The organism is Amycolatopsis sp. NPDC049868 (genome assembly GCF_044461365.1).
Lineage (GTDB): Bacteria > Actinomycetota > Actinomycetes > Mycobacteriales > Pseudonocardiaceae > Amycolatopsis.
Genome location: NZ_JBITKV010000005.1, coordinates 51,706 through 74,820 on the forward strand (window position 1 = coordinate 51,706; position 23,115 = coordinate 74,820).

The 23,115-nt window shown below is 68.0% G+C and carries 19 protein-coding genes; 15 read left to right on the top strand and 4 right to left on the bottom strand.

Annotated features, from left to right (window positions below):
- Positions 1 to 2: 2 nt before the first annotated feature.
- From ACIBTM_RS22125 to ACIBTM_RS22180, 12 genes are all read left to right on the top strand, one after another.
- Positions 3 to 866 carry a TatD family hydrolase gene (locus ACIBTM_RS22125; protein WP_395878956.1) on the top strand — a complete coding sequence of 288 codons (864 nt, stop codon included), beginning with the start codon at positions 3 to 5 and terminating at the stop codon, positions 864 to 866.
- Positions 863 to 1,933 (top strand): metabolite traffic protein EboE, encoded by a 1,071-nt coding sequence (eboE, locus tag ACIBTM_RS22130; RefSeq protein WP_395878957.1) that lies wholly within the window; start codon positions 863 to 865, stop codon positions 1,931 to 1,933. Before ACIBTM_RS22125 ends, eboE begins: the two co-directional genes overlap by 4 nt.
- Positions 1,930 to 3,303 (top strand): alkaline phosphatase family protein, encoded by a 1,374-nt coding sequence (locus ACIBTM_RS22135; RefSeq protein ID WP_395878958.1) that lies wholly within the window; start codon positions 1,930 to 1,932, stop codon positions 3,301 to 3,303. The genes eboE and ACIBTM_RS22135 overlap by 4 nt, the downstream gene beginning before the upstream one ends.
- A gap of 104 nt (positions 3,304 to 3,407) precedes the next feature.
- Positions 3,408 to 6,500, top strand: a complete 3,093-nt coding sequence (locus ACIBTM_RS22140; RefSeq protein ID WP_395879396.1) for a ThuA domain-containing protein — start codon at positions 3,408 to 3,410, stop codon at positions 6,498 to 6,500.
- Positions 6,497 to 7,501 (top strand): sugar phosphate isomerase/epimerase family protein, encoded by a 1,005-nt coding sequence (locus ACIBTM_RS22145; protein ID WP_395878959.1) that lies wholly within the window; start codon positions 6,497 to 6,499, stop codon positions 7,499 to 7,501. Before ACIBTM_RS22140 ends, ACIBTM_RS22145 begins: the two co-directional genes overlap by 4 nt.
- Positions 7,502 to 7,511: 10 nt before the next feature.
- Positions 7,512 to 8,396, top strand: coding sequence for a sugar phosphate isomerase/epimerase family protein (locus tag ACIBTM_RS22150; protein WP_395878960.1), 885 nt, complete (start codon positions 7,512 to 7,514; stop codon positions 8,394 to 8,396).
- 14 nt (positions 8,397 to 8,410) lie between these two features.
- Positions 8,411 to 9,433, top strand: a complete 1,023-nt coding sequence (locus ACIBTM_RS22155) for a multicopper oxidase domain-containing protein (RefSeq protein WP_395878961.1) — start codon at positions 8,411 to 8,413, stop codon at positions 9,431 to 9,433.
- Positions 9,434 to 9,446: 13 nt separating this feature from the next.
- Positions 9,447 to 13,412, top strand: coding sequence for a ThuA domain-containing protein (locus tag ACIBTM_RS22160; protein WP_395878962.1), 3,966 nt, complete (start codon positions 9,447 to 9,449; stop codon positions 13,410 to 13,412).
- A 69-nt stretch (positions 13,413 to 13,481) separates the two neighbouring features.
- Positions 13,482 to 15,365: an OmpL47-type beta-barrel domain-containing protein gene (locus tag ACIBTM_RS22165; protein ID WP_395878963.1), complete on the top strand. Its 1,884-nt coding sequence runs from the start codon at positions 13,482 to 13,484 to the stop codon at positions 15,363 to 15,365.
- Between the two features lie 72 nt (positions 15,366 to 15,437).
- On the top strand, positions 15,438 to 16,301 hold the full coding sequence (locus tag ACIBTM_RS22170; RefSeq protein ID WP_395878964.1) for a sigma-70 family RNA polymerase sigma factor: 864 nt from the start codon (positions 15,438 to 15,440) through the stop codon (positions 16,299 to 16,301).
- 28 nt (positions 16,302 to 16,329) lie between these two features.
- Positions 16,330 to 16,806: a carboxymuconolactone decarboxylase family protein gene (locus ACIBTM_RS22175; RefSeq protein WP_395878965.1), complete on the top strand. Its 477-nt coding sequence runs from the start codon at positions 16,330 to 16,332 to the stop codon at positions 16,804 to 16,806.
- Positions 16,806 to 17,171, top strand: coding sequence for a DoxX family protein (locus ACIBTM_RS22180; protein WP_395878966.1), 366 nt, complete (start codon positions 16,806 to 16,808; stop codon positions 17,169 to 17,171). The genes ACIBTM_RS22175 and ACIBTM_RS22180 overlap by 1 nt, the downstream gene beginning before the upstream one ends.
- Positions 17,172 to 17,235: 64 nt before the next feature.
- Here ACIBTM_RS22180 and ACIBTM_RS22185 read toward each other — a convergent pair whose 3' ends face one another.
- Together ACIBTM_RS22185 and ACIBTM_RS22190 are read right to left on the bottom strand one after the other, a co-directional pair.
- Positions 17,236 to 18,981 (bottom strand): BCCT family transporter, encoded by a 1,746-nt coding sequence (locus ACIBTM_RS22185; protein ID WP_395878967.1) that lies wholly within the window; start codon positions 18,979 to 18,981, stop codon positions 17,236 to 17,238.
- A gap of 293 nt (positions 18,982 to 19,274) precedes the next feature.
- Positions 19,275 to 19,418, bottom strand: a complete 144-nt coding sequence (locus tag ACIBTM_RS22190; RefSeq protein ID WP_395878968.1) for a hypothetical protein — start codon at positions 19,416 to 19,418, stop codon at positions 19,275 to 19,277.
- Between the two features lie 86 nt (positions 19,419 to 19,504).
- Between ACIBTM_RS22190 and ACIBTM_RS22195 the strand changes: the two genes are divergently transcribed.
- Positions 19,505 to 20,461, top strand: coding sequence for a GlxA family transcriptional regulator (locus tag ACIBTM_RS22195; RefSeq protein ID WP_395878969.1), 957 nt, complete (start codon positions 19,505 to 19,507; stop codon positions 20,459 to 20,461).
- A 9-nt stretch (positions 20,462 to 20,470) separates the two neighbouring features.
- Here the strand turns inward: ACIBTM_RS22195 and ACIBTM_RS22200 are convergent, their stop codons facing one another.
- Positions 20,471 to 20,659 carry a hypothetical protein gene (locus ACIBTM_RS22200; protein ID WP_395878970.1) on the bottom strand — a complete coding sequence of 63 codons (189 nt, stop codon included), beginning with the start codon at positions 20,657 to 20,659 and terminating at the stop codon, positions 20,471 to 20,473.
- Between the two features lie 85 nt (positions 20,660 to 20,744).
- Positions 20,745 to 21,647, bottom strand: coding sequence for a LysR family transcriptional regulator (locus ACIBTM_RS22205; protein WP_395878971.1), 903 nt, complete (start codon positions 21,645 to 21,647; stop codon positions 20,745 to 20,747).
- A 120-nt stretch (positions 21,648 to 21,767) separates the two neighbouring features.
- On the opposite strand from ACIBTM_RS22205, the gene ACIBTM_RS22210 reads away from it, so the two are divergent.
- Together ACIBTM_RS22210 and ACIBTM_RS22215 are read left to right on the top strand one after the other, a co-directional pair.
- Positions 21,768 to 22,466, top strand: a complete 699-nt coding sequence (locus ACIBTM_RS22210; protein ID WP_395878972.1) for a type 1 glutamine amidotransferase domain-containing protein — start codon at positions 21,768 to 21,770, stop codon at positions 22,464 to 22,466.
- A 65-nt stretch (positions 22,467 to 22,531) separates the two neighbouring features.
- Complete coding sequence (locus ACIBTM_RS22215) at positions 22,532 to 23,101, top strand: TetR/AcrR family transcriptional regulator (RefSeq protein WP_395878973.1); 570 nt, start codon at positions 22,532 to 22,534, stop codon at positions 23,099 to 23,101.
- Positions 23,102 to 23,115 lie beyond the last annotated feature (14 nt).

The window sequence follows — 23,115 nt, forward strand, 5'->3', positions numbered from 1 at the left end:
CCGTGCGTATCTTCGATCCCCACATCCACATGTCCTCCCGGACCACCGACGACTACGAAGCCATGTACGCGGCCGGTGTCCGCGCGCTGGTCGAGCCCGCGTTCTGGCTGGGGCAGCCGCGTACCAGCGTCGGCTCGTACACCGACTACTTCGACGCGCTCATCGGCTGGGAACGCTTCCGCGCCGCCCAGTTCGGCATCCGGCACCACTGCACGATCGCGCTGAACCCCAAGGAGGCCAACGACCCCCGCTGCCGCGAGGTGCTCGACGTGCTCCCGAGGTATCTGGCGAAGGACGGCGTGGTCGCGGTCGGCGAGGTCGGCTACGACTCGATGACCAAGGAAGAGGACGAGGTCTTCTCCCAGCAGCTGGCGATGGCGCTGGAGCACGACCTCCCGGTGCTGGTGCACACCCCGCACCGCGACAAGCTGGAAGGCACCAAGCGCACCCTCGACGTCGTGCGTGAGGCAGGCGTCGCACCGGAGCGCGTGGTCGTCGACCACCTCAACGAGGTCACCGTCAAGCTGGTCAAGGATTCCGGCGCCTGGATGGGGTTCTCCATCTACCCGGACACCAAGATGGACGAGCACCGGATGGTCGAGATCCTGCGCCAGTACGGGCTGGAGCAGATGATCGTCAACTCGGCCGCCGACTGGGGCCGGTCCGATCCGTTGAAGACCGCCAAAACCGGGCAGGCGATGCTCGACGGCGGGTTCACCGAGGCCGACGTCGACAAGGTGCTGTGGCAGAACCCTGTCGACTTCTACGGGCTCAGCGGCAGGCTCACGCTCGACCCGCTGCCCGGGTTCACCGGCGAAGCCGTGACCTTCGAGGGCAATTCGGTGCTGCGAGGTGCCCGCAAATGATCTCCTACTGTACGAACGTCCACCCGGCCGAAGACGTCGACGGCATCGTCACGCAGCTGGAGCGGTACGCGCTCCCGGTGCGTGAGCGGCTGGGCGCCGACAAACTCGGCGTCGGACTGTGGCTTTCCGCGCCGGTCGCGCGCGGGCTCGCCGAAGACATCGAGGCGCGCAAGCTTTTCCGTGCCGAACTCGACGCCCGCGGGCTGTCGGTGTACACGCTCAACGCCTTCCCGTACGGCGGCTTCCACGACGACGTCGTCAAGCACGCGGTCTACCGTCCTGAGTGGACACACCCGGATCGGGTCGCGTACACGATCGACTGCGTGAACGTGCTTTCCGACCTGCTCGCCGAGGATGCTTCCTACGGCAGCATATCGACGCTGCCGTTGGCTTGGCGTGAACCGTGGGACGAACAGGACGACCGCCGGGCGGCCGAGGCCTTCGGTCAGGTCGTCCGCGCGATCGGTGACCGGCCGATCAAACTGGCCGTCGAACCCGAACCCGGCTGCGTGCTCGACACCGTGGCCGACGCGCTCGGCTGGCTGTCCGGTCGCGTCGACCCGGAGTACGTCGGGCTGTGCCTGGACACCTGTCACCTCGCGGTGTCGTTCGCCGATCCGGCGGAGACCCTCAAGGCGATCGCCGAGTCCGATGTGGACATCGTGAAGGTGCAGGCTTCCGCCGCGTTGCACGTCGAAGACCCGGCCGAAGCCCGTGACGCGCTGGCGGCGTTCGCCGAACCGCGGTACCTGCACCAGGTCCGCGAGTTCTCGGGTGGCGTCGTGCACAAGGCCGACGACCTGCCCGGGGCGTGGACCGACCTGCCGGGGGAGGGGCCGTGGCGCGTGCACTTCCACATGCCCCTGCACCAGGCCCCGGCCGCGCCGCTGTCCACCACGACCGACGTCCTGCGCACCGTCGCCGCCGGGCTGCCCGGCGAACCGCATATCGAAGTCGAGACCTACACCTGGAGCGTGCTCCCGGACGCGGGCGACCTCGTCGGCGGGATCGCCGCCGAACTCGAATGGGCACAGGCGAACCTCGTCAAGGAAGGGGTGTCCGCGTGAAACCCTTGGTCGTCATCGACGTCGTCGGGCTGACCCCGAAGGCGTTGCGGGACATGCCGAAACTGTCCGCCGTCGCCCGCGACGGCTGGCAGGCCGAACTGGGCACGGTGCTGCCCGCCGTCACCTGCAGCGCGCAGTCGACCTTCCTCACCGGGCTCATGCCCGCGCGACACGGGATCGTCGGCAACGGCTGGTACTTCCGCGAACTCGGCGAGATCTTCCTGTGGCGCCAGCACAACCGGCTCGTCGGCGGGGAGAAGCTGTGGGAGACCGCGCGGGCGGCGCACCCCGGCTACACGTCGGCGAACGTGTGCTGGTGGTACGCGATGGGGATGAGCACCGACGTCACGGTGACCCCGCGGCCGATCTACCACGCCGACGGCCGCAAGTCGCCGGACGCCTACGTGCGCCCGCCCGAGTTGCACGATCAGCTGACCGGCGCGCTGGGGGAGTTCCCGCTCTTCCAGTACTGGGGCCCGACGGCTTCGCTCAAGTCGAGCAAATGGGTGATCGGGGCGTCGCGGCAGATCCTGCGCGAGAAGCGGCCGGATCTGCTGCTGACCTACGTCCCGCATCTCGACTACGACCTGCAGCGCTTCGGCCCCGACGCGCCGCAGGCTCGGAAAGCGGCACGGGAACTGGACAACGCGCTCGCGCCGCTGCTCGACGACGCCCGCAACGCCGGGGCGACCGTGGTCGCGCTCAGCGAATACGGGATCACCAACGTGCACCGGCCGGTCGACATCAACCGGGCGCTGCGGCGCGAGGGCCTGCTGGAGGTCTACACCCAGGCGGGTATGGAATACCTCGACCCATGGGCGTCCCGCGCGTTCGCCGTCGCCGACCACCAGGTCGCGCACGTCTACGTCCGCGACCCGGCCGACATCGAACGGGTGCGCGGAGTCGTCGGCGAGCTGACCGGCGTCGACGAGGTGCTCGACCGCGAGGCGCAGGCTCGTTACGGGATCGACCATGAACGCGCCGGCGAACTCGTCGCGGTCGCCGAGCCGGACTCGTGGTTCACCTACTACTACTGGCTCGACGACGCGCGGAAGCCCGACTTCGCCCGCGGCGTCGAGATCCACCGCAAACCGGGCTACGACCCCGCCGAACTGTTCTTCGACCCGGAGGACAAGTTCGCCAAGGCGCGGGCCGGGCTCAACCTGGCGAAGAAGTTCGCCGGGCTCCGGTACGCGATGGACGTCGTCCCCACCGATCCGCGCTGGGTGCGCGGCTCGCACGGACGGCTACCGGATTCCGCGGAGGACGGTCCCGTGCTGCTCTGTTCGGATCCGGCCTTCCAGCCGTCCGGTCGCGTCGGTGCGACCGACGTGCATCCGCTGTTGTTGTCGCTGCAGGGCCTCAAATAGAAAGGCGCGTTTCACCGGCTTCCGTTCCTTGATCGCTGTCGCTCATCGAAAGGATCGCTACTGCTATGTCTTTGAAACGACGATTGGGTGTGCTCGTCACAGCCATGGTCACGGCTCTGACAGGCGTCGCGCTACCGATGCGGACCGCATCGGCGCACGAAGCGGCGACGGTGCTCGTGTTCTCCAAGACCGCGGGCTTCCGGCACGATTCGATCCCCGACGGCATCAAGGCGATCAAGGAACTGGGTGCGCAGAACCACTTCGCGGTGGAGGCCACCGAGGACGCGGCGGCCTTCACCGACGCGAACCTCAAGCGTTTCAACGCGGTGGTCTGGCTTTCCACCACCGGTGACGTGCTGAACGCGGACCAGCAGGCCGCGTTCGAGCGGTACGTGAAGGGAGGCGGCGGGTACGTCGGCGTGCACGCCGCCTCCGACACCGAGTACGACTGGCCCTGGTACGGCGAGCTGGTCGGGGCGTACTTCAAGTCCCACCCGCAGATCCAGCAGGCGAACGTCAAGGTCGAGGACCACGAGCACGTGTCCACAGTGGATCTTCCGGAGACCTGGCCGCGGACCGACGAGTGGTACAACTACCGCGAGAACCCGCGGAGTGAAGTCCACGTGCTCGCGAGCCTCGACGAGAAGAGCTACCAGCCCGGCGACGGCGCGATGGGCGACCATCCGATCGCCTGGTGCCATGAGAATTCCGGCGGCCGCTCCTGGTACACCGGCGGCGGGCACACCAAGGCCTCCTACGCCGAACCGGCCTTCCTCAAGCATCTGGCCGGCGGTATCAAGTACGCCACCAAGCTGAGCGAGGCGGGCTGCGCCAAGACCCAGGAAGACCCGGTCGACGCGGACTTCGACCAGATCACCCTGGCCAAGGGCGAGGAGAAGACCGGCGAGCCGATCGCGCTGTCCGTGCTGCCCAACCGCGACGTCCTGCACACGTCGCGCGACGGCCGCGTCTGGTACACCAGTTCGTCGGCGACGACGACGCTGGCCGGGCAGATCCCCGTGTACAACCACGACGAGGACGGCCTGCAGGGTGTCGCCATCGACCCGGACTTCGCCAAGAACCGCTGGGTCTACCTGTACTACGCGCCCAAGCTGAACACCCCGGCCGGTGACGCGCCGGAAAACGGCACCCCGGCCGACTTCGAGCCGTTCAAGGGCTACAACCAGCTCTCGCGGTTCAAGCTGGGCACGGACAACAAGCTCGACCTCGCGAGCGAGCAGAAGATCCTGCAGGTCCCGGCCGAACGCGGGATCTGCTGCCACGCCGGCGGCGAGATCGACTTCGACGCGCAGGGCAACCTGTATCTGTCCACAGGGGACGATTCCAACCCGTTCGCCTCCGACGGCTTCACCCCGATCGACGAACGCGCCGACCGCAACCCGGTCTACGACGCGCAGCGCACCTCGGCCAACACCAACGACCTGCGCGGCAAGGTGCTGCGGATCAAGGTCGGCGCGGGTGGCAAGTACACGATCCCCAAGGGCAACCTGTTCCCGCGCGGCACGGCCAAGACCAAGCCCGAGATCTACGCGATGGGCTTCCGTAACCCGTTCCGGTTCGCCGTCGACCGCAAGACCGGCTGGATCCACCTGGCCGACTACGGTCCCGACGCCGGCGCGGCCGACCCGAAGCGCGGTCCCGGCGGCACGGTCGAATTCAACCTGATCAAGAAGCCCGGCAACTTCGGCTGGCCGTACTGCATCGGTGACAACCAGCCGTTCATCGACTACGACTTCGCCACCAAGCAGTCCGGCGCCGCGTTCGACTGCGCCAAGCCGAAGAACACCAGCCCGCGCAACACCGGGCTGACCGATCTGCCGCCGGTCGAGAAGGCGTGGATCCCCTACGACGGCGGTTCGCTGCCGGAGTTCGGCACCGGTCCCGAGTCGCCGATGGGCGGCCCGGTCTACCAGTTCGACGCGAAGAACCCGTCGCAGACCAAGTTCCCGGAGTACTTCAACGGCAAGACCTTCGCCTACGAATGGGAACGCGGCTGGATCAAGGAGATCACCGTCGGACCGAACGGTGAACGCGGCGCCATCAAGCCGTTCTTCGACTCGATGGACCTCGTCCGCCCGATGAACCTCGAATTCGGCCCGGACGGCGCGCTCTACGTCCTCGACTACGGCACCGGCTACTTCGGCGGCTCCAAGGAATCCGCCGTCTACCGCGTCGACTACACCAAGGGCCGCCGCACGCCGGTCGCCAAGATGGCCGCGGACAAGACGTCGGGCCAGGCGCCGCTGACCGTCAAGTTCGACCCGGCCGGGACGAACGATCCCGACGGCGGAGCGCTCACCTACGCCTGGGACTTCGACGGGAACGGCACGACCGATTCCACCGAGGCCACCCCGGTTTCCCACACCTACGCCGCGAACGGCCAGTACACCGCGAAGCTGTCGGTCACCGACTCCACCGGGCTGACCGGTTCGGCGAGCGTGGTGGTCACCGTCGGCAACACCGCGCCGGTGGTCACGCTGAAGACGCCGCTCAACGGCAGCGTGTTCAGCTTCGGCGACATGGTCCCGTTCAAGGTCGAGGTGACCGACGCCGAGGACAACCCGATCGACTGCTCGAAGGTGACCGTCGAGTACATCCTCGGCCATGAGGGCCACGGCCATCCGCTGAGCCGCGCCACCGGTTGTGAGGGCACCATCGCGACGCCCGCCGACGAAGGACACGGCGCGGACGCCAACGTCTTCGGTGTCATCAACGCCAGCTACACCGACAATGGCGGCAACGGCGTGCCCGCGCTCACCGGCGAGGCGGAATCCATCCTGCAGCCCAAGCTGAAGCAGGCCGAGTTCTACACCCAGTCCAGCGGTATCGAGGTCGTCGCGCACGCCGGCGCCAGTGGCGGCAAACGCGTCGGCCACATCGAATCCGGTGACTGGATCAAATTCGACCCGGTGAACCTCGTCGGGGTCAGCGGCATCGGCTACCGGGTCTCGTCCGGCGGCGCGGGCGGCACGATCGAGGTCCGCTCGGGCGCGGTGGACGGACCGCTGGTCCAGACGGTCACCGTCGCCAACACCGGCGGCTGGGACACCTATGCCGACATCCCGGCTTCCGCCATCACCGACCCCGGCGGCACCGGCCCGTTGTTCCTCGTGTTCAAGGGCGGTTCCGGCGGCTTGTTCGACGTCGACGCGATCACTTTCGAGGAGCAAGCATGAGCCGTCCGATCACCCTGTTCACCGGCCAGTGGGCGGATCTCCCGTTCACCGAGGTGTGCAGGCTGGCCAGTGAATGGGGCTACGACGGCCTCGAAATCGCGTGTTCCGGCGACCACTTCGAGGTCGACCGCGCACTGTCCGAAGAGGACTACGTGCCCGGCCGTCTCAAGCTCCTCGCCGAGCACGGCCTCAAGGTGTGGGCCATCTCCAACCACCTCGTCGGGCAGGCCGTCTGTGACGACCCGATCGACGAACGTCACCAGGCCATCATCCCCGCCCGGGTGTGGGGGGACGGCGAGCCCGAAGGCGTCCGGCAGCGGGCGGCGAAGGAGATGGCCGACACCGCCCGCGCGGCGGCGAAACTCGGCGTGGACACGGTGATCGGTTTCACCGGTTCGAAGACCTGGAAGTACGTCGCGATGTTCCCGCCGGTGTCGCAGGCGGTCATCGACGACGGCTACCAGGACTTCGCCGACCGGTGGAACCCGATCCTCGACGTCTTCGACGAGGTGGGCGTGCGGTTCGCCCACGAGGTCCACCCGTCGGAGATCGCTTACGACTACTGGACCACGAAACGTGCGCTCGAAGCTGTCGGCGACCGTCCGGCATTCGGGCTGAATTGGGATCCTTCGCATTTCATCTGGCAGGACCTCGACCCGGTCGGCTTCATCCTCGACTTCGCCGACCGGATCTACCACGTGGACTGCAAGGACACCAGGAAGCGGTTCGACGGACGGAACGGACGGCTCGGCTCGCATCTCCCCTGGGGAGATCCCCGACGCGGCTGGGACTTCGTTTCGACCGGGCACGGTGACGTGCCCTGGGAGGACTGTTTCCGCGCACTGAATTCGATCGGCTACGCCGGTCCGATCTCGGTGGAGTGGGAGGACGCCGGCATGGACCGGCTCCGGGGCGCGGCGGAGGCCGTGACCTTTCTGCGGGGGCTCCTGTTCGACAAGCCGTCGGCGGCCTTCGACGCGGCTTTCAGCAACCAGAAGTGAGGGCGGTTTCATGTGCGGTGAAGAAGCTGAGCGGTTCCACTCTCGGCGGACGCTCCTCCGAGGCGCGGCGACGGCGGCGGTCGCGGTCGGCGCGGCGGTAGCCCTGCCGAGCGTGGCCAGTGCGGCCACTGCGCCCACAGCGGGAGCCGGCCACCACGGTCGGGGCCGGGTCCCGGTGGAGAAGATCAGCATCCAGCTCTACTCCCTGCGCACCGCGTTGCAGGCCGATCTGCCGGGAACCCTGTCCGCGCTGGCGGACATCGGCTACCGGAAGGTCGAACTGGCGGGCACCTACGGCCGCTCGGCCGAGGAGTTCCGCGGTCTGCTGGACAAGAACCACATCAAGGCGACGTCCACCCACGTCGGCATCGACGGCGACCTCGACAAGACCATCGCGGACGCGAAGGTCCTCGGGAACACCCGCGCCAACGTGCCGTGGGCGAACTTCGACACCATCGACGGCTGGAAGCAGTTCGCCGGACGGCTGGACACGGCGGCACGGAAGTTCCGCCAGGCCGGTATCCCGCTCGGCTACCACAACCACGCGCACGAATTCGCGGCCATCGACGGCGTGCGCCCGTACGACGTGCTCACCAGGAACACGAACCCGCGGTACGTGCATCTGGAGATCGACCTGTTCTGGGCGGTGGAAGGCGGGATGGACCCGGTTTCGCTGTACCGGCAGCACTGCCCGCGCGTGGTGCAGTACCACGTCAAGGACCGGACGGCGGACGGCAAGATGGTCGACCCCGGAAAGGGCGTCATCGACTTCCCCCGCATCTTCCGCCACACCCGTCCCCACCTCGCCGAGTACATCGTCGAGCACGACAACCCCACGGATCCCCTGAGCACCGCCCAGACCGGATTCACCTATCTCCGTAACGTCCGCTTCTAACTGGGGAATCCACAATGGACAACAAGAAACGCGGGCTGTCCCGCAGATCGATGCTCGCGGGCACCGCGGCCGGGGTGATCGCCCCGGTCGTGGTGTCGGCGAGCGCCGGCTCGGCGCCGGCCGCCGCCGCGGGGATGACCCGCAACATCACCGTCTACGCCGACTACGTTCCCGGCACGACCCGGGTCGGTTACGGGCTCGAGCCCGGCAAACCGACGATCCCCGGGCCGCTCCTGGAGTGCTACGAGGGTGACACGCTGGTGATCGAGCTGGTCAACAACACCGACCAGCGCCTCTCGATCCACCCGCACGGCGTCAACTACGACACCAAATCCGACGGCTCGCCGTTCAACGACTCCTTCAACAAGCCGTACGAGACCAAGACCTACACCTGGAAGACCCGGACGACCTACCAGGCGGCCAACGGTTTCTGGATGCCCGGCAGCGCGGGGTACTGGCACTACCACGACCACGCGTTCGGCGGCGACCACGGCACCGCGGGCCTGATGAAGGGCCTCTACGGCGGCCTGATCGTGCGCAGGCGCGGGGATCTGCTGCCCAGCAAGCAGTTCACCGTGGTGTTCACCGAGATGTGGATCAACCACCAGGTCGCCCCGAACACGCCGATCTTCGAGGCGAACCTCGGCGAACGCGTCGAGTTCATCTGCATCGGGCACGGCAACCTGATGCACACCTTCCACCTGCACGCGCACCGCTGGGCGGACACCCGCACCGGCATGCTCACCAGCGCGACCGACAACGCCCCGATCCTCGACAACAAGACCCTGGACCCCGGCAACTCCTTCGGGTTCCAGGTGATCGCCGGTGACGGTGTCGGGCCGGGCGCGTGGATGTACCACTGCCATGTCCAGCAGCACTCGGACGACGGCATGTCCGGGGTGTTCCTGGTCCGCAACGCCGACGGCGGGATGCCCGCGGGCGCGCAGGAGGCGATCGACCGCTTCAAGGGACATCAGCACACCACCACGTCCACTCCGGACGCCACCGGGGCTTCGGCCCACCACCACCAGTCTTGAAAGGAGCGAGAACTTGAGACGAGTGTTTTCGCAACGTCGGCTCCGCAGACGGTCACTGGCCGCGCTGGCGGTCGGCGCCGTCGTCACCTCCGGGCTTCCGCTGGCCATCGCACCGGTGACCGCCGAAGCCGCGACGAACGTCCCGGTGAACGTCCTGGTCTTCCATGGCGCCGCCGCGGACCAGAAGGACCCCGTCTTGCGCGCCACGGACGCGATCGCGAGCCTGGGCCAGGCCAACGGCATCTCCGTTTCGTCCTCTTCGGACCCCGCGGTGTTCACCGCGGCCAACCTCGCGAAGTACCGCGGCGTCGTTTTCCTTTCCGCACAGGGCATCACGCTCAACCGTGACCAGGAAACCTCGCTGCAGAACTACATGAAGGCGGGCGGCGGCTTCCTCGGTCTGTCCGACGCCGCGCGGGCCCAGGACGGTTCGCAGTGGTTCTCCGGGCTGATCGGGGCCCGTCCGGTGGGGGCGCGTCCCACGCCGGAGGCGGTCGCCTCCATCACCGCGAGCGCGGAGAACCCGCCCAACGAGACCAAGGAAAAGCTCGCCGACAACAACGAGAACACCAAGTGGCTGGCCTTCCAGCCGACCGGCTGGGTCGCCTACAAGCTGGCCGCCCCGGTCGCCGTGAGCAGCTACGACCTCGTTTCGGCGAACGACTTCCCCGGCCGTGATCCCAAGAGCTGGACCCTGCAGGGCTCCAACGACGGGACCACGTGGACCGATCTGGACACTCGCACCAACGAGACGTTCGCCGACCGGTTCGTGAGCCGCAAGTTCACCTTCGCCAACACCACGGCGTACGCGAACTACCGGCTGAACATCACCGCCAACGCGGGTGACCCGATCATCCAGCTGGCCGATTGGAAGCTGTACAAGGACAACTCGACCACCCCGCCGCCGCCCGAGCCCGACCCGGCCCAGGCCACGGTCGACGTCCTCGACAAGGCGAACCCGGCCACCGCGGGCCTGCCGCAGAAGTGGGTGCGCACCGACCGGTGGCTGAACTGGGAGGTCAACCCGGTCGGCACCGTGCACACGGTCGCGCAGGTCGAGGAATCGACCTACAAGCCGGGAGTCGGCGCGAACGGCGCCTTCCACCCGATCTCGTGGTGCCGTGACTACGACGGCGGCCGCTCCTTCTACAGCGGCATGGGCCGGACCGAGGCGAGCTACGGTGAGGCCCAGTTCCGCAGCCACATCCTCGGCGCGCTGAAGTGGACCACCGGCATGGTGCGCGGTGACTGCAAGGCGGGTATCGCGGCCAACTACAAGGTCGAACGCCTGACCGCGGTCAACCAGCCTGGCCAGATGGACCAGATCGGCGAGCCGCACGGCCTCACCATCGCGCCGAACGGCCGGGTCTTCTACATCGGCCGCGCGGCCTGCGCCGGCAACGTGGTGCCCGCGCCGAACGACTGGACCAACCCCGAGATCGGCGCCGGCTGCGGCACGATCCACCAGTGGGACCCGGTCACCAAGAAGCCGAAGCTGCTCACCACGCTGAAGGTGATGGGCAACCGCGGCAGCGGCGACGAACTGGTCAAGAACGAGGAAGGCCTCCTCGGTCTCGTGCTGGACCCGAAGTTCAGCGAGAACGGCTGGATGTACGCCTACTGGATGCCGCACTCGTCGGTCGACATCGACAAGCGGATCGGGAAGCGCACGGTCTCGCGGTTCACCTACGACCTGAAGAACCAGACGCTGGACCAGGCGACCCGCAAGGACCTGCTGTCGTGGGACGTCCAGGTCCACAGCTGCTGCCACGCCGGTGGCGGCATGGACTTCGACAAGGACGGGAACCTCTACATAGGTTCCGGTGACAGCAACTCGTCGCAGGGTTCCAACGGGTACTCCGGCAACAACTGGACCCAGGACTACAAGGGCGTTTCGTTCCAGGACGCGCGCCGCACCGCCGGTAACACCAACGACCTCAACGGCAAGATCCTGCGGATCCACCCCGAGGCCGACGGTACCTACACCAACCCGGCCGGCAACCTGTTCCCCGAGGCGAACGACCCCGGGAACAAGACCAGGCCCGAGATCTACGTGATGGGCGTGCGGAACATCTCGCGTCTGCAAGTCGACAAGAAGACCAACTGGCTGACCGCCGCCTGGGTCGGCCCGGACGCGACCTCGCCGAGCCCGGAACTCGGCCCGGCCAAGTACGAGACCGCCACGGTGATCACCGAGGCGGGTAACCACGGCTGGCCGTACTGCATGGGCAACAAGCAGCCGTACCGCGACCGCAGCAGCACCGACGCCGCGGTGCTCACCGGCTGGTACGACTGCGACAACCCGGTCAACACCTCGCCGCGCAACACCGGCCTGGTGAACCTGCCGCCGATCAAGAAGAACATGATCTGGTACGCGCCGGACGGCGGCGGGCCGGTGTTCCCCAACCGCCCCAACAGCTCCGTCCCGTCGTACAACGCGGCCGAAGCCACCTACACGCAGCCCTACCTCAAGGGCGGCGGCCAGGCGGTCATGACCGGCCCGACGTACCACCGCGAACTGGTCAACACCAACAGCGGCGTCGCGTGGCCGTCGTACTGGAACGACAAGTGGTTCATCGGTGACCAGAGCAACGGGCAGAACCGGATCGCGGTCACCCTCGACCCGAGCGGTGTCGCGAAGCAGGATCCGCCGGTGTTCGCCGAGACCGTGCGGCAGATCATCCCGACCGGCGGCGGCGACACCAAGCTGAACCAGTGGATGGACGCCAAGTTCGGGCCGGACGGCGCGCTGTACGTGCTCGACTACGGCGGCGGCTTCTTCACCCTGACCAACAACCAGAAGCTGCTGAAGATCAGCTACACCGGCGGCGAGGCCACGCCGTCCGCGGCGGCGGCGTCGACCATGGTGCAGAACAAACCGCTCACCGCGGCCTTCACCGGGTCGAAGTCCGGCGGCGTCTCCTACAAGTGGGAGTTCGGCGACGGCACGATCTCGACCCAGCCCGACCCGCGGCACACGTACCCGCGCACGGGTCTGTACACCGCGAAGCTGACCGTGACCTACGCGGACGGCGAGACGGTGACCACGCGGAACTCGGTGAGCGTCGGCTGTCTCGTGGCGGATTCCAGCGCCACGGTGACCATCGGGGACACCGACACCGGGGTGACCAACCGGAACGCCGGTGGTGGCTGCACGGTCGACGACATGATCGACGACGAGAGCACGTGGACCTCCCACGCCGGTTTCGTCAACCACGTCACCCAGGCCGTGGACCGGCTGGGCGACCTCGGCGTGCTGAACGCGGCCGAATCGGACAAGATCAACGCCGCGGCCGCCGCGTCGCCCATCGGCAACCCGGGCGTCACCGGCTACGACGCGATCTACGACGGCACCGCCGCGTCGTTCCGCAACTGGTCGCAGGCGCCGTCCGGGCAGTTCGCCATCCAGCCGGACGGGTCACTGCGACCGTCCGGTGGGCTGGGGATGCTGTGGTACTCGGCGAAGCAGTTCGGCAACTTCTCGGTGAAGCTGCAGTTCAAGGACATCGCGCCGACCGGCAGCGCCAACAGCGGTGTGTTCGTCCGCTTCCCGGATCCGCGCACTCCGCTGGAGCAGCGTCCGCCGGGCAGCTGCGGCACAGTCGGTTCGGCGAGGACGTCGCAGGCCTGGGTCGCGATCTACTGCGGCCACGAGGTGCAGCTGTACGACGGGGCCACCGGTGAGCCGCAGAAGACCGGGTCGATCTACAACTTCGACCCGCGGCCGCTGGACCAGGCGGGCGTGAAGCCGAAGGGGACCTGGAACGAGTACGAGATCAAGGTCGTCGGGCAGAAGTACACGATCATCCGCAACGGCGTGGTGATCAACGAGTTCGAGAACGCGCCGGGGATCCAGTCGTCGCGGGCGGGCGATCCGTCCACCGACTTCCGGCAGTTCGTCAGCGGGTTCATCGGTCTGCAGAACCACGGTGACAACGACCTGATGGAGTTCCGCAACATCCGGGTGCGGCAGCTGTAGCGCGAAAACCGGCCGGGCGCGCCTCCCTCGCGCCCGGCCGGTCTCCCTTGTACGGAAGGTTTCCCTGCGATGTCCCCAAGAACCCTCGTCGTGGCCCTGGTGGCCGCGGCACTCGCGCTGGCAGGCCTGGTGTTACCGGGCTCGTCCGCTCCCGCCTCCGCCGCGCCCGTCCAGACCCTGGAATGGACCGCGGGCGACAGCACCGACCACTACCTCAGCGCGCCGTCCACCGCGGTGGCCGGTGAGACCACGATCGTCTTCAAGAACACCGAAGAGCTCGGCTCGACGATGTCGCACACGCTGACGTTCGACACCTCGACACCGGGCTACAACCACGACGTCAACCTCAACATCCTCGCCAACCCCTACGACGACAAGAACGGCGTGCACCAGGCCACGGTGACGCTGACCCCGGGCAAGTACCGGTACTACTGCACGATCCAGGGCCACACCAAGATGATGGGCGAGTTCGTCGTCACCGACGGCGGCGGCGCCGACACCACCCCGCCGACCGTGACCGCGAACGTGACCGGCACCAAGGACACCGCCGGGAACTACGTCGGTTCCGCGACGGTGAACCTGACCGCGTCGGACAGCCAGTCCGGAGTGGACAAGGTCGAGTACCAGCTCGACGGCGGCGCCTGGACCGCGTACACCGCACCCGTGGCGGTTTCCGCCGCCGGTTCGCACATGGTCCACTATCGCGCTTCCGACAAGGCGGGCAACGTCTCACCGGAAGGGATGTCGTCGTTCACCGTCGTCACCGGGCAGCCCGGCGACACGACACCGCCGACCGTGACGGCCGAGGTGACGGGGACCAAGGACGGTTCGGGGAACTACCTCGACACCGCCACCGTGAAGCTCACCGCCGCCGACGCTGGCTCGGGCGTCGACAAGGTCGAGTACAAAGTGGACGAAGGCGCGTGGACCGCGTACACGGCTCCGGTCGCGGTCACCGCGCCCGGGATGCACATGGTGTCCTACCGTGCATCGGACAAGGCGGGCAACGTCTCGCCGGAGGGCATGGCGCATTTCACGATCGTCAGCAGTGACACCACCGCGCCGACCGTGACCGCCGAGGTGACCGGGACCAAGGACACCGCCGGGAACTACGTCGGCAAGGCGACCGTGACGCTCACGGCCACCGACGCCGGCTCGGGGGTCGGCAAGGTCGAGTACAACCTGGACGGCGGCCCGTGGCTCACGTACTCGGCGCCGCTCGCGCTGACCGTCGTCGGCGCGCACACGGTGAAGTACCGCGCCACCGACAAGGCGGGCAACGTCTCGGCGGAAGGCACGTCGACGTTCACCATCGTCGAAGGCGACGACAGCACCGCACCGGTCGTCTCCGCGGTGGTGAGCGGTGATCTGGACGGAAACTGGTCGTACATCGAGGACGCGACCATCAACCTGACCGCGACGGACACCGGGTCCGGCGTGGACAAGATCGAGTACAAACTGGACGGCGGGGCCTGGACGGTCTACACCGCGCCGGTGAAGGTGACCGCGCTCGGCACGCACACGCTGACCTACCGCGCGTCGGACAAGGCGGGCAACGTCTCGGCGGAACAGGGCGGCGCGTTCACCATCGTCGCCGCGCCACCGGGGCCGGACGCCTGCCCGGACTCCGACCTCCGGGACACCGTGATCCTCGGCACGGCGGACAGCCAGGTCGAGAACCGGGACACCGGGAACGGCTGCACGATCAACGACGTGATCGACGACGAGTCGGACTACTCGTCGAACGACCAGTTCGTGACCTACGTGCGGGCCGTGACGCAGGAACTCCTCGACCGCGAGGTCCTCTCGTCGGACGAGCGGAACCTGATCGTCACGGCGGCGATCGAGTCCGGCATCGGCGGCTCGACCGCCGAGCCCGAACCCCAGGAGAAGCCGGAGACGAAGAACCCCGGCATGAAGAAGACGGTGAAGACGCCGATCCGGGACGTCTGACCGAAGTCGGTTACCTTTCTCGCGTCGCGCTCGTCATGTCCATGACGGGTTCGGCGCGAGAAAGGTATCGACATGACCGGTGAGGCGCTGGCCAGCGCGTTCGAGGAGCAGCGCGGGCGTTTGGTGGCCGTGGCCCAGCGGATGCTCGGGTCCCGCACGGACGCCGAGGACGCGGTCCAGGAGGCCTGGCTGCGGCTCGCCCGCCAGGACGCCGACACGATCGACAACCTGTCCGGCTGGCTGACCACCGTCGTCGGCCGCGTCTGCATCGACGTCCTGCGCTCCCGCAAGACCCGTCCCGAGGACTCCTACGACGAGCCGCCCGAGCTGCTGGTGCTCGAAGACTCGCCGGAAGAAGACGCGCTGCTCGCCGAATCGGTCGGGGTGGCGCTGGTCGTGGTGCTCGACACCCTCGGCCCGGCCGAGCGGCTGGCGTTCGTACTGCACGACCTGTTCGCGGTCTCGTTCGCCGAGATCGGCGAGATCCTCGGAAAGTCCGCGGACGCGGCCAAGATGCTCGCCAGCCGGGCCCGCCGGAAGGTGCGGGGCCAGCGTCCGGCCGACGAGCCGCGGCAACGCGCCGTCGTCGACGCGTTCCTCGCGGCCGCGCGCGAAGGGGACTTCGAGGGACTGCTGGAGATGCTCGACCCCGACGTCACCTGGCGCTCGCGGAGCCGTCACGGCGAGGTCGTGCGGCTCGGCGCGGCCGAGGTGGCCACGCGGGTCCAGCGCGGAGCGCGCGCCGCCGGCACCACCCGGCCCGCACTGGTCAACGGCAAACCGGGGATCGTGTCGTGGAGCCGGACGGGCAAGCTGCTGGGCGTGATGACCTGCACCATCGTCGACGGCCGTATCGTCGAAATCGACTCCGTCAGTGATCCACGTCGCCTCGCGGCCATGGGTGTTACCTCTCGGGAGTCCTCCTCGTCGAAGTAAGTGAAGACCGACGAGAAGGAGAAATCCCATGCAGGCAAGGCTCGAATTCCTCAAGACCGCTCTCGCGCCGAAGCTGGTGAAGCACCTCGTCTCGGCCGCGAAAGTCCTCGACGGCAGCGAACTTCCTTTGGTGACAAGGGAACTGGTGAATATCCGGGCCAGCCAGATCAACGGCTGCTCGGGCTGCCTCGACATGCACACCAAGGACGCGGCGCACGCGGGGGAGACCACGACCCGGCTGAACCTGGTCGCGTGCTGGCGTGAGGCGACGGTTTTCACCGAGGCCGAACGCGCCGCGCTGGAACTCACCGAGCAGGGCTGCCGTCTCGCCGACGGCAGCGGTGTCACCGACGAGGCGTGGGCGGCCGCCGCCAAGCACTACGACGACGAGCAGCTCGTGGCGCTGGTGACCCAGATCGCGCTCATCAACGCCTTCAACCGGCTGAACGTCATCACCCGGCAGCCCGCCGGGGACTACACGCCCGGCCAGTTCGCGGCGCACTGATGGAGACCGCGCTGTGGATCGTCGCCGGCCTGCTGGCCGTGATGTATCTCGTGTCCGGCGTCGGGAAACTGTTCCTGCGAAGGGAAACGATCGCCGGGGTGGCTTCGGGTGCGGGATGGGTGCTGGATTTCAGCCCCGGCACGGTGAAGTTCATCGGGGTGGTCGAGATCCTGGGCGCGGTCGGCCTCGTGGTTCCCGCGCTGCTCGACATCGCCCCGGGGCTGGTGCCGCTCGCGGCACTGGGGTTGGCGCTGGTCATGGCGGGCGCGCTGGTCGTGCGGCTGCGTCGCCGCGAGCCCCTGATCGCGTTGCTGGACCTGGGTTATCTCGCGTTGTGCGCTTTCGTCGCCATCGGGCGCGCCTGAAGTACATGAAGGCCCCCATCCTTGCGCCTAAGTGCAGGATGGGGGCCTTCATGTACTTACGGGATCAGGTGCGCTGTTTCGACCGTCCGAGGATGCGACGGCGGCCGTGGCCGTTCGTGCGTTCCTCGTGCAGTTCCTTCAGCGACAACATCATCGCGTCTTCCTGCTTCATCAGCGGGTCGTTGCGCAGATCCTTCCAGACCGACACGCACAACCCGACCATCACGAACACGAACGGCACCGCGATCAGGATGGTGAGATTCTGCAACCCGGTCAGCGCCTTGTTCCCGCCGACCAGCAGCATCACCGCCGCGACGGCGCCCATCAGCACGCCCCAGAAAATGACGACACCCTTCTTCGGGTGCACGCTCCCGCGCTGGGACAGGGTTCCCATCACCACCGACGCCGCGTCCGCGCCGGAGACGAAGAAGATGGACACCAGGATCATCACCAGGATCGCGATCGGGACGAACCACGGCAGGGTTTCGAGCAGTTCGAACGTCGCCGACTGGGCACTGCCCGCGCCCGCGATATCCGTGCCTGCCCGCTGCCTGCTGATCGCCGCGCCACCGAAGATCGCGAACCAGATCAGGCTCACGATGCTCGGGATCGCGATGACACCGAAGATGAACTGCCGGATGGTGCGGCCGCGCGAGATCCGCGCGATGAACATGCCGACGAAGGGCGTCCACGAGATCCACCACGCCCAGTAGAAGACCGTCCAGCCGCCGAGCCACGTCTGCATCTCGTCGCCACCGGTCATCCCGGTACGGCCGGACATTTCCGCCAGCTCGCGGAAATAGTCGCCGATCGCGCCGGGCACGATGTTGAGGATCAGCACGGTCGGCCCGACCACCAGCACGAACACCGCGAGCACCGCGGCGAGCACCATGTTGATGTTGGACAGCCACTGGATTCCCTTGGCCACCCCGGATACCGCCGAAGCGATGAACGCGATGGTGAGGATCGCGATGATCGCGACCAGCAGCCCCTTGCCGGGATCGTCGATCCAGCCGACGGCACCCATACCGCCACCGACCTGGAGCGCGCCGAGGCCGAGCGAAGCGGCGGAACCGAACAGGGTCGCGAAGATCGCCATGATGTCGATCGCCTTGCCCAGCGGGCCTTCGGTGCGCCGCTTGCCGATCAGCGGCGCGAACACCGAACTGATCAGCTGGGTGCGGCCCTTCCGGAAGGTGCTGTAGGCGATCGCGAGGCCGACGACGGCGTAGATCGCCCACGGGTGCACGGTCCAGTGGAACAGCGTCGTCGCCATCGCGGTGTGGACGGCTTCGTCGGAATTCGGTGCCGCGGTGCCCGGGGGCGGGCTCGCGAGGTGGGAGACCGGTTCGTACACACCGAAGAACATCAGGCCGATGCCCATGCCGGCACTGAACATCATCGCGATCCACGACGACGTCCGGAATTCCGGCAGTTCCTTGTCCCCGCCCAGCGGGATCCGGCCGTAGCGGCTTATGGCCAGACAGACCGCGAAGAGCACGAATCCGCTCGCGGTCAACACGAAAGCCCAGCCGCCGTAAGGGATCACGGCGTCGTTGAGGAGGGTCGACGCGACACTCGCGAGGCTCTCCGGGGACAGGACACCCCAGACGATGATCGCGAGCGCGAGCACCGCCGCCACACCGAAAACGGTCCGGTCGGTCTCGGCGGGGCGTTCGGCGGCGAGGTCGAGCGGGACGTGCTCATCGGGCGGGTGCCCCGGACCTGTCGTGTCCGGTGCGTGGGCGAGGTCTGTCGCGGTCTCCGCGACGACCTCTTCTTCCGCTTGTTTACCGTCCTGCGAACTCATGTTCAGACACGCGCCGATGACGGCGCGATCTCCTTCCGCCCGAGTTAACCCGTTTGCACCACTGCACCCTAACCAGAAAACTGGTAACCGGCAGAAAATGCGGGCGCAGAGGTTTAAACCGGTGATTGTGGGCCTGACCTCGGTGGATGCGAGCCGCGCCGACGATTCTCGGCGGGGAACGTGTCGCTCGTGACACCGGCGGTCAGGAGATCGGGCGAATTTCTCGTGGAGAGCCCTGCTGAACTGGGGTTACTTGGCGAGGATTTCCCCGCACCCCTCGGCTTTGAGGGATTTCAGACCGTGGCGCCTCCGCTCCAGAAGGGGCGGCCGAGCGGATCGCCACCCGCGGCGTCCGGGCGGCCTTGCCGCGTGTGATTGCGCTCCAGCAGGTAGGTGACGAGGGCGATCAGGGCGAGGGTGACGATGATTGCGGTCATGGCAGTAAGTTTGCGCTGCTCGACATCCTGCCAGAAGTGGCAGTTCTGTCGTTGTGCGACAAAATCCTGCCAGCTATGCTCCGGGCATGCTGAAGAGCGTCGCCGTGGTGCTGCTGGACGACTTCGCCGCCTTCGAGTTCGGCGTCGTCTGCGAGGTGTTCGGCTACGACCGCACCGATGACGGAGTGCCACTACTCGACTTCCGCGTGTGCGGGGAGCGGGCCGGAGAGCCGCTGAGCCTCGGGCACGGCGTCAAGGTCACCCCGGAACACGGTCTCGAAGCGACCGAAGACGCGGACCTCGTGGTCGTCCCCGCCTGCGACGTGCGCGACGAGTACCCGCCCGCGGTGCTTGAGGCGCTCCGTGCGGTTTCGGCGCGGGGAGCCACGCTGCTTTCGGTCTGCACCGGCGCGTTCGTGCTGGGCGCCGCGGGTCTGCTCGACGGGCGGCGGTGCACCAACCACTGGCGGCACAGCGCGAGATTCCGGAAGCGGTTCCCCCAGGCGCAGCTGGATCCGGATGTCCTCTTCGTCGACGACGGCGACATCATCACCAGCGCCGGAACGGCCGCCGGCATCGACGCGTGCCTGCATCTGGTCCGGCGCGAACTCGGCTCCGCCGCGGCCACCGCGATCGCCCGGCGCATGGTGGTGCCGCCGCAACGGGAAGGCGGGCAACGCCAGTTCGTCGAGGTGCCGATCCCGGAGTGCACCGGGGACAGCCTCCAGCCGGTGCTGACCTGGATGCTCGACACCATCGACCACGAACATCCCGTCGCCGAGCTGGCCCGCCGGGCCCGGATGTCCGAGCGCACCTTCGCCCGCAAGTTCGTCGCGGAGACGGGCACCACACCGCACCGATGGCTTTCGACGCAACGGGTTCTGCACGCGAGGTCCCTGCTGGAGGGGACGACGATGAGCATCGACGAGGTCGCGCGCCGCTGCGGCTTCGGCTCAGGAGCCTTGCTGCGTCACCATTTCCACAAGGTCATCGGCGTTTCCCCGCAGGACTACCGGCGAACTTTCGCGCCACAGCGCGTTTGACGCTCGCCGCTAGTCCTTCGGTGCCTTGTTGAACAGGCCGAGGGATTGCGCGAACGCCGCACCGCCCGCCAGGAAGACAAGCGGCAGCGTCTTGGCCCAGAACGCGCCGACGTCGAGCGAGATGAGCAATGCGAGCAGCCCGCCCGCCAAGGCGGTCAAGACGAGCATTCCGAGGGCGAGGCGGGGTTTCGAGACCATGTGTCCTCCAGGAAACGGGTTCGGAAGAGCAAGCCTCGCGAGGGTCTCGACGGGGAAAGAGGTCATTTTTGCCGCGCCCGGGAGTTCAGAGTGAGCCCCAGGCGCGAGCGCGTTCCAGCAGCCTGTCGCGGATGAGGGTCACGACCGGCCGCGCCGTGCCCGATCGGTGCGCGAGATAGATGGTGTTCAGCGGCGGCACTTCCGGGGTGTGCACGATCGAGACCGAGCCCGCTTCGAGCGCGGCCGCGGCGATGTAGCGCGGCAGCACGCTCGCCCCGGCACCCGCGACGACCACGGAGAGGATCGCGCGGAGATCGGGCACGACCATCGCGACGCGGTTCGGTGGCCGCCGCCCGAATTCACTGCGCCAGTAGCGGCGGATGATCGGCAGATCGCCGGCGTAGGCGATCAGCGGCAGATGGGCCAGTGCCGCCACCGGATCGGTGGCGAGCAGCGCGGGATCGACGCTCCGGGCGAGCGCGGGGGCGGCGACGAGCACGAATTCCTCGTCGATCAGCGGAACCGCGGTGACGCCGCGCTGCCGCGGCCGGACCGACGAGATGACGAGGTCCAGACGCGCGGCTTCGAGGGCGGACAGGAGTTCGTCGGCGAGCCCGAGGGTGACGGTGAGCCGCAGCCCGCGTTCGGTCAGCGGGGCGAGCGCGGGCAGGAACCGTGTCGCCATGCCGTCGCTCGCGCCGCCCAGTGCCACTTGTTCGCGGTACTGGACCTCGTCGTCGCCCGCCGTCAGGGCGCCCCGCAGCTCGTCGATCCTGGTGCCGATCCTGGCGGCGAGTTCGGCCGCGCGAGCGGTCGGCGCCGCACCCTGCCGTGACCGGACGAAGAGCTGCTCGCCGAGTTCCTCTTCGAGCTTGAGCAGCTGCCCGGTGACCGCGGGCTGGGTCAGGCCGAGCTCCGTGGCGGCCGCGGAGAGCGAGCCGAGGCGGTAGATCGACAGAAAGGTCGCTAGCCGGTCCAAGCTAGGCATACAAGCCGCCTTCCATAAGAAATCTTATGGATAGTAGCCGCCGGCACGGAGTATCGGCCGCGAAGTCCCCGTTGAAGCGGGCAGTGGGGCACAACGCCCCGGACAACGAAAGGAACAGTCATGTCGCGGATCCTCATGATCGTCTCGGCCGCGGACCACGTGCGGCTCACGGACGGCGTCGACCACCCGACCGGGTTCTGGGCCGAAGAGGTCGCCGAGTCGCATCGGGTGCTCGCCGCGGCGGGCCACCGGGTGGACATCGCGACGCCGTCCGGGCTCCGGCCGACCGTCGACCCGATCAGCCTCGACGAACGCGGCGGTGTCGACCCCGCGGAAGGCGCGAAGTTCGCCGAGTACCTCAACGGGCTCGACCTGTCGGCACCGCTCAAGCTCTCCGACGCCTCGGCCGACGCCTACGACGCCTTCTACCTGCCCGGCGGACACGGCCCGATGACCGACCTGGTGGACGACGCCGACCTCGGCGCCCTGCTGAACGAGGCCGACGCGCGGGGCAAGACCATCGCCGCGCTCTGCCACGGACTCGCCGCCTTGCTCAGTGCGCGCCGCGAGGACGGCTCGTTCACCTTCGCCGGCCGCTCGATGACGTCGTTCAGTGACGAGGAGGAACGTCAAGGCGGGCTGGGCGAGAAGACCCCCTTCTTCGTCGAGACGCGGCTTCGGCAGCAGGGCGCGATCGTCACCCCGGCGGCCGCCTGGTCGAGCGAGGTCGTCGTCGACGGAAACCTTGTCACCGGCCAGAACCCGCAGTCCAGTGCCGCGACCGCGGAACGGGTGGTGGCGCGGCTGAAGACGGCGTGAGTTTGCGTCGCGGCCGGATCCGAGCATACGATCAGGGCAGTCGTACAGGACGAACGCCCTAGGAGATGACGGTGGCAGGATCCCCGGCCGCGGCCCGCGGCAGGCTCGTTCGGCAGCGGTTGCTCGAAGCGGCTGTCGCACTCGTGCCCGAACTCGGGTGGTCCGCGGTCAGTACCCGGATCTTGGCCGAGCGCGCGGGTGTCACGCCGAGCGTCGTGCACTACCACTTCCCGTCGCTGCAGGCCTTGATGACCGAGGCCGTGCTCGGCGCGATGCGCGAAGTCGCGGTCGCTTTCGAACCGGCGCTGGAGGCCGTCGAGACACCCGCGGACGCGGTGGACGCGCTGCTGGCGTCGGTCGGCGAATACTCCGGCACCGACCCGATGTCGTTGCTGTTCGCCGAGGCCTACCTCGCCGCGACCCGCGATGACACCTTGCGCCAAGGCATCCGTGAGCTGCTCGCCGACCTGCGCGCCAGGTTCGGCGGGTGGCTGGCGCAGCGGGGAGTGGCCGACGCCGAGGACACGGCGGCGGTGCTCCTCGCCGCGGTGGACGGACTTCTGTTGCATCGGGCGCTCGGACCGGAGTCCGGCCGGATCGTCTCTCCGGCCGTCCTGCGCAGGCTGGTCGGCTGAACGAAAGGGAGGGA

What these genes read in the sequence shown, in the direction of transcription:
- eboE (WP_395878957.1), top strand. Translation starts at nt 863, where the DNA reads ATGATCTCCTACTGTACGAACGTCCACCCGGCCGAAGACGTCGACGGC.
- ACIBTM_RS22140 (WP_395879396.1), top strand. Translation starts at nt 3,408, where the DNA reads ATGGTCACGGCTCTGACAGGCGTCGCGCTACCGATGCGGACCGCATCG.
- ACIBTM_RS22145 (WP_395878959.1), top strand. Translation starts at nt 6,497, where the DNA reads ATGAGCCGTCCGATCACCCTGTTCACCGGCCAGTGGGCGGATCTCCCG.
- ACIBTM_RS22150 (WP_395878960.1), top strand. Translation starts at nt 7,512, where the DNA reads ATGTGCGGTGAAGAAGCTGAGCGGTTCCACTCTCGGCGGACGCTCCTC.
- ACIBTM_RS22155 (WP_395878961.1), top strand. Translation starts at nt 8,411, where the DNA reads ATGGACAACAAGAAACGCGGGCTGTCCCGCAGATCGATGCTCGCGGGC.
- ACIBTM_RS22165 (WP_395878963.1), top strand. Translation starts at nt 13,482, where the DNA reads ATGTCCCCAAGAACCCTCGTCGTGGCCCTGGTGGCCGCGGCACTCGCG.
- ACIBTM_RS22170 (WP_395878964.1), top strand. Translation starts at nt 15,438, where the DNA reads ATGACCGGTGAGGCGCTGGCCAGCGCGTTCGAGGAGCAGCGCGGGCGT.
- ACIBTM_RS22175 (WP_395878965.1), top strand. Translation starts at nt 16,330, where the DNA reads ATGCAGGCAAGGCTCGAATTCCTCAAGACCGCTCTCGCGCCGAAGCTG.
- ACIBTM_RS22180 (WP_395878966.1), top strand. Translation starts at nt 16,806, where the DNA reads ATGGAGACCGCGCTGTGGATCGTCGCCGGCCTGCTGGCCGTGATGTAT.
- ACIBTM_RS22185 (WP_395878967.1), bottom strand. Translation starts at nt 18,981, where the DNA reads ATGAGTTCGCAGGACGGTAAACAAGCGGAAGAAGAGGTCGTCGCGGAG.
- ACIBTM_RS22190 (WP_395878968.1), bottom strand. Translation starts at nt 19,418, where the DNA reads ATGACCGCAATCATCGTCACCCTCGCCCTGATCGCCCTCGTCACCTAC.
- ACIBTM_RS22195 (WP_395878969.1), top strand. Translation starts at nt 19,505, where the DNA reads ATGCTGAAGAGCGTCGCCGTGGTGCTGCTGGACGACTTCGCCGCCTTC.
- ACIBTM_RS22200 (WP_395878970.1), bottom strand. Translation starts at nt 20,659, where the DNA reads ATGGTCTCGAAACCCCGCCTCGCCCTCGGAATGCTCGTCTTGACCGCC.
- ACIBTM_RS22205 (WP_395878971.1), bottom strand. Translation starts at nt 21,647, where the DNA reads ATGCCTAGCTTGGACCGGCTAGCGACCTTTCTGTCGATCTACCGCCTC.
- ACIBTM_RS22210 (WP_395878972.1), top strand. Translation starts at nt 21,768, where the DNA reads ATGTCGCGGATCCTCATGATCGTCTCGGCCGCGGACCACGTGCGGCTC.
- ACIBTM_RS22215 (WP_395878973.1), top strand. Translation starts at nt 22,532, where the DNA reads ATGACGGTGGCAGGATCCCCGGCCGCGGCCCGCGGCAGGCTCGTTCGG.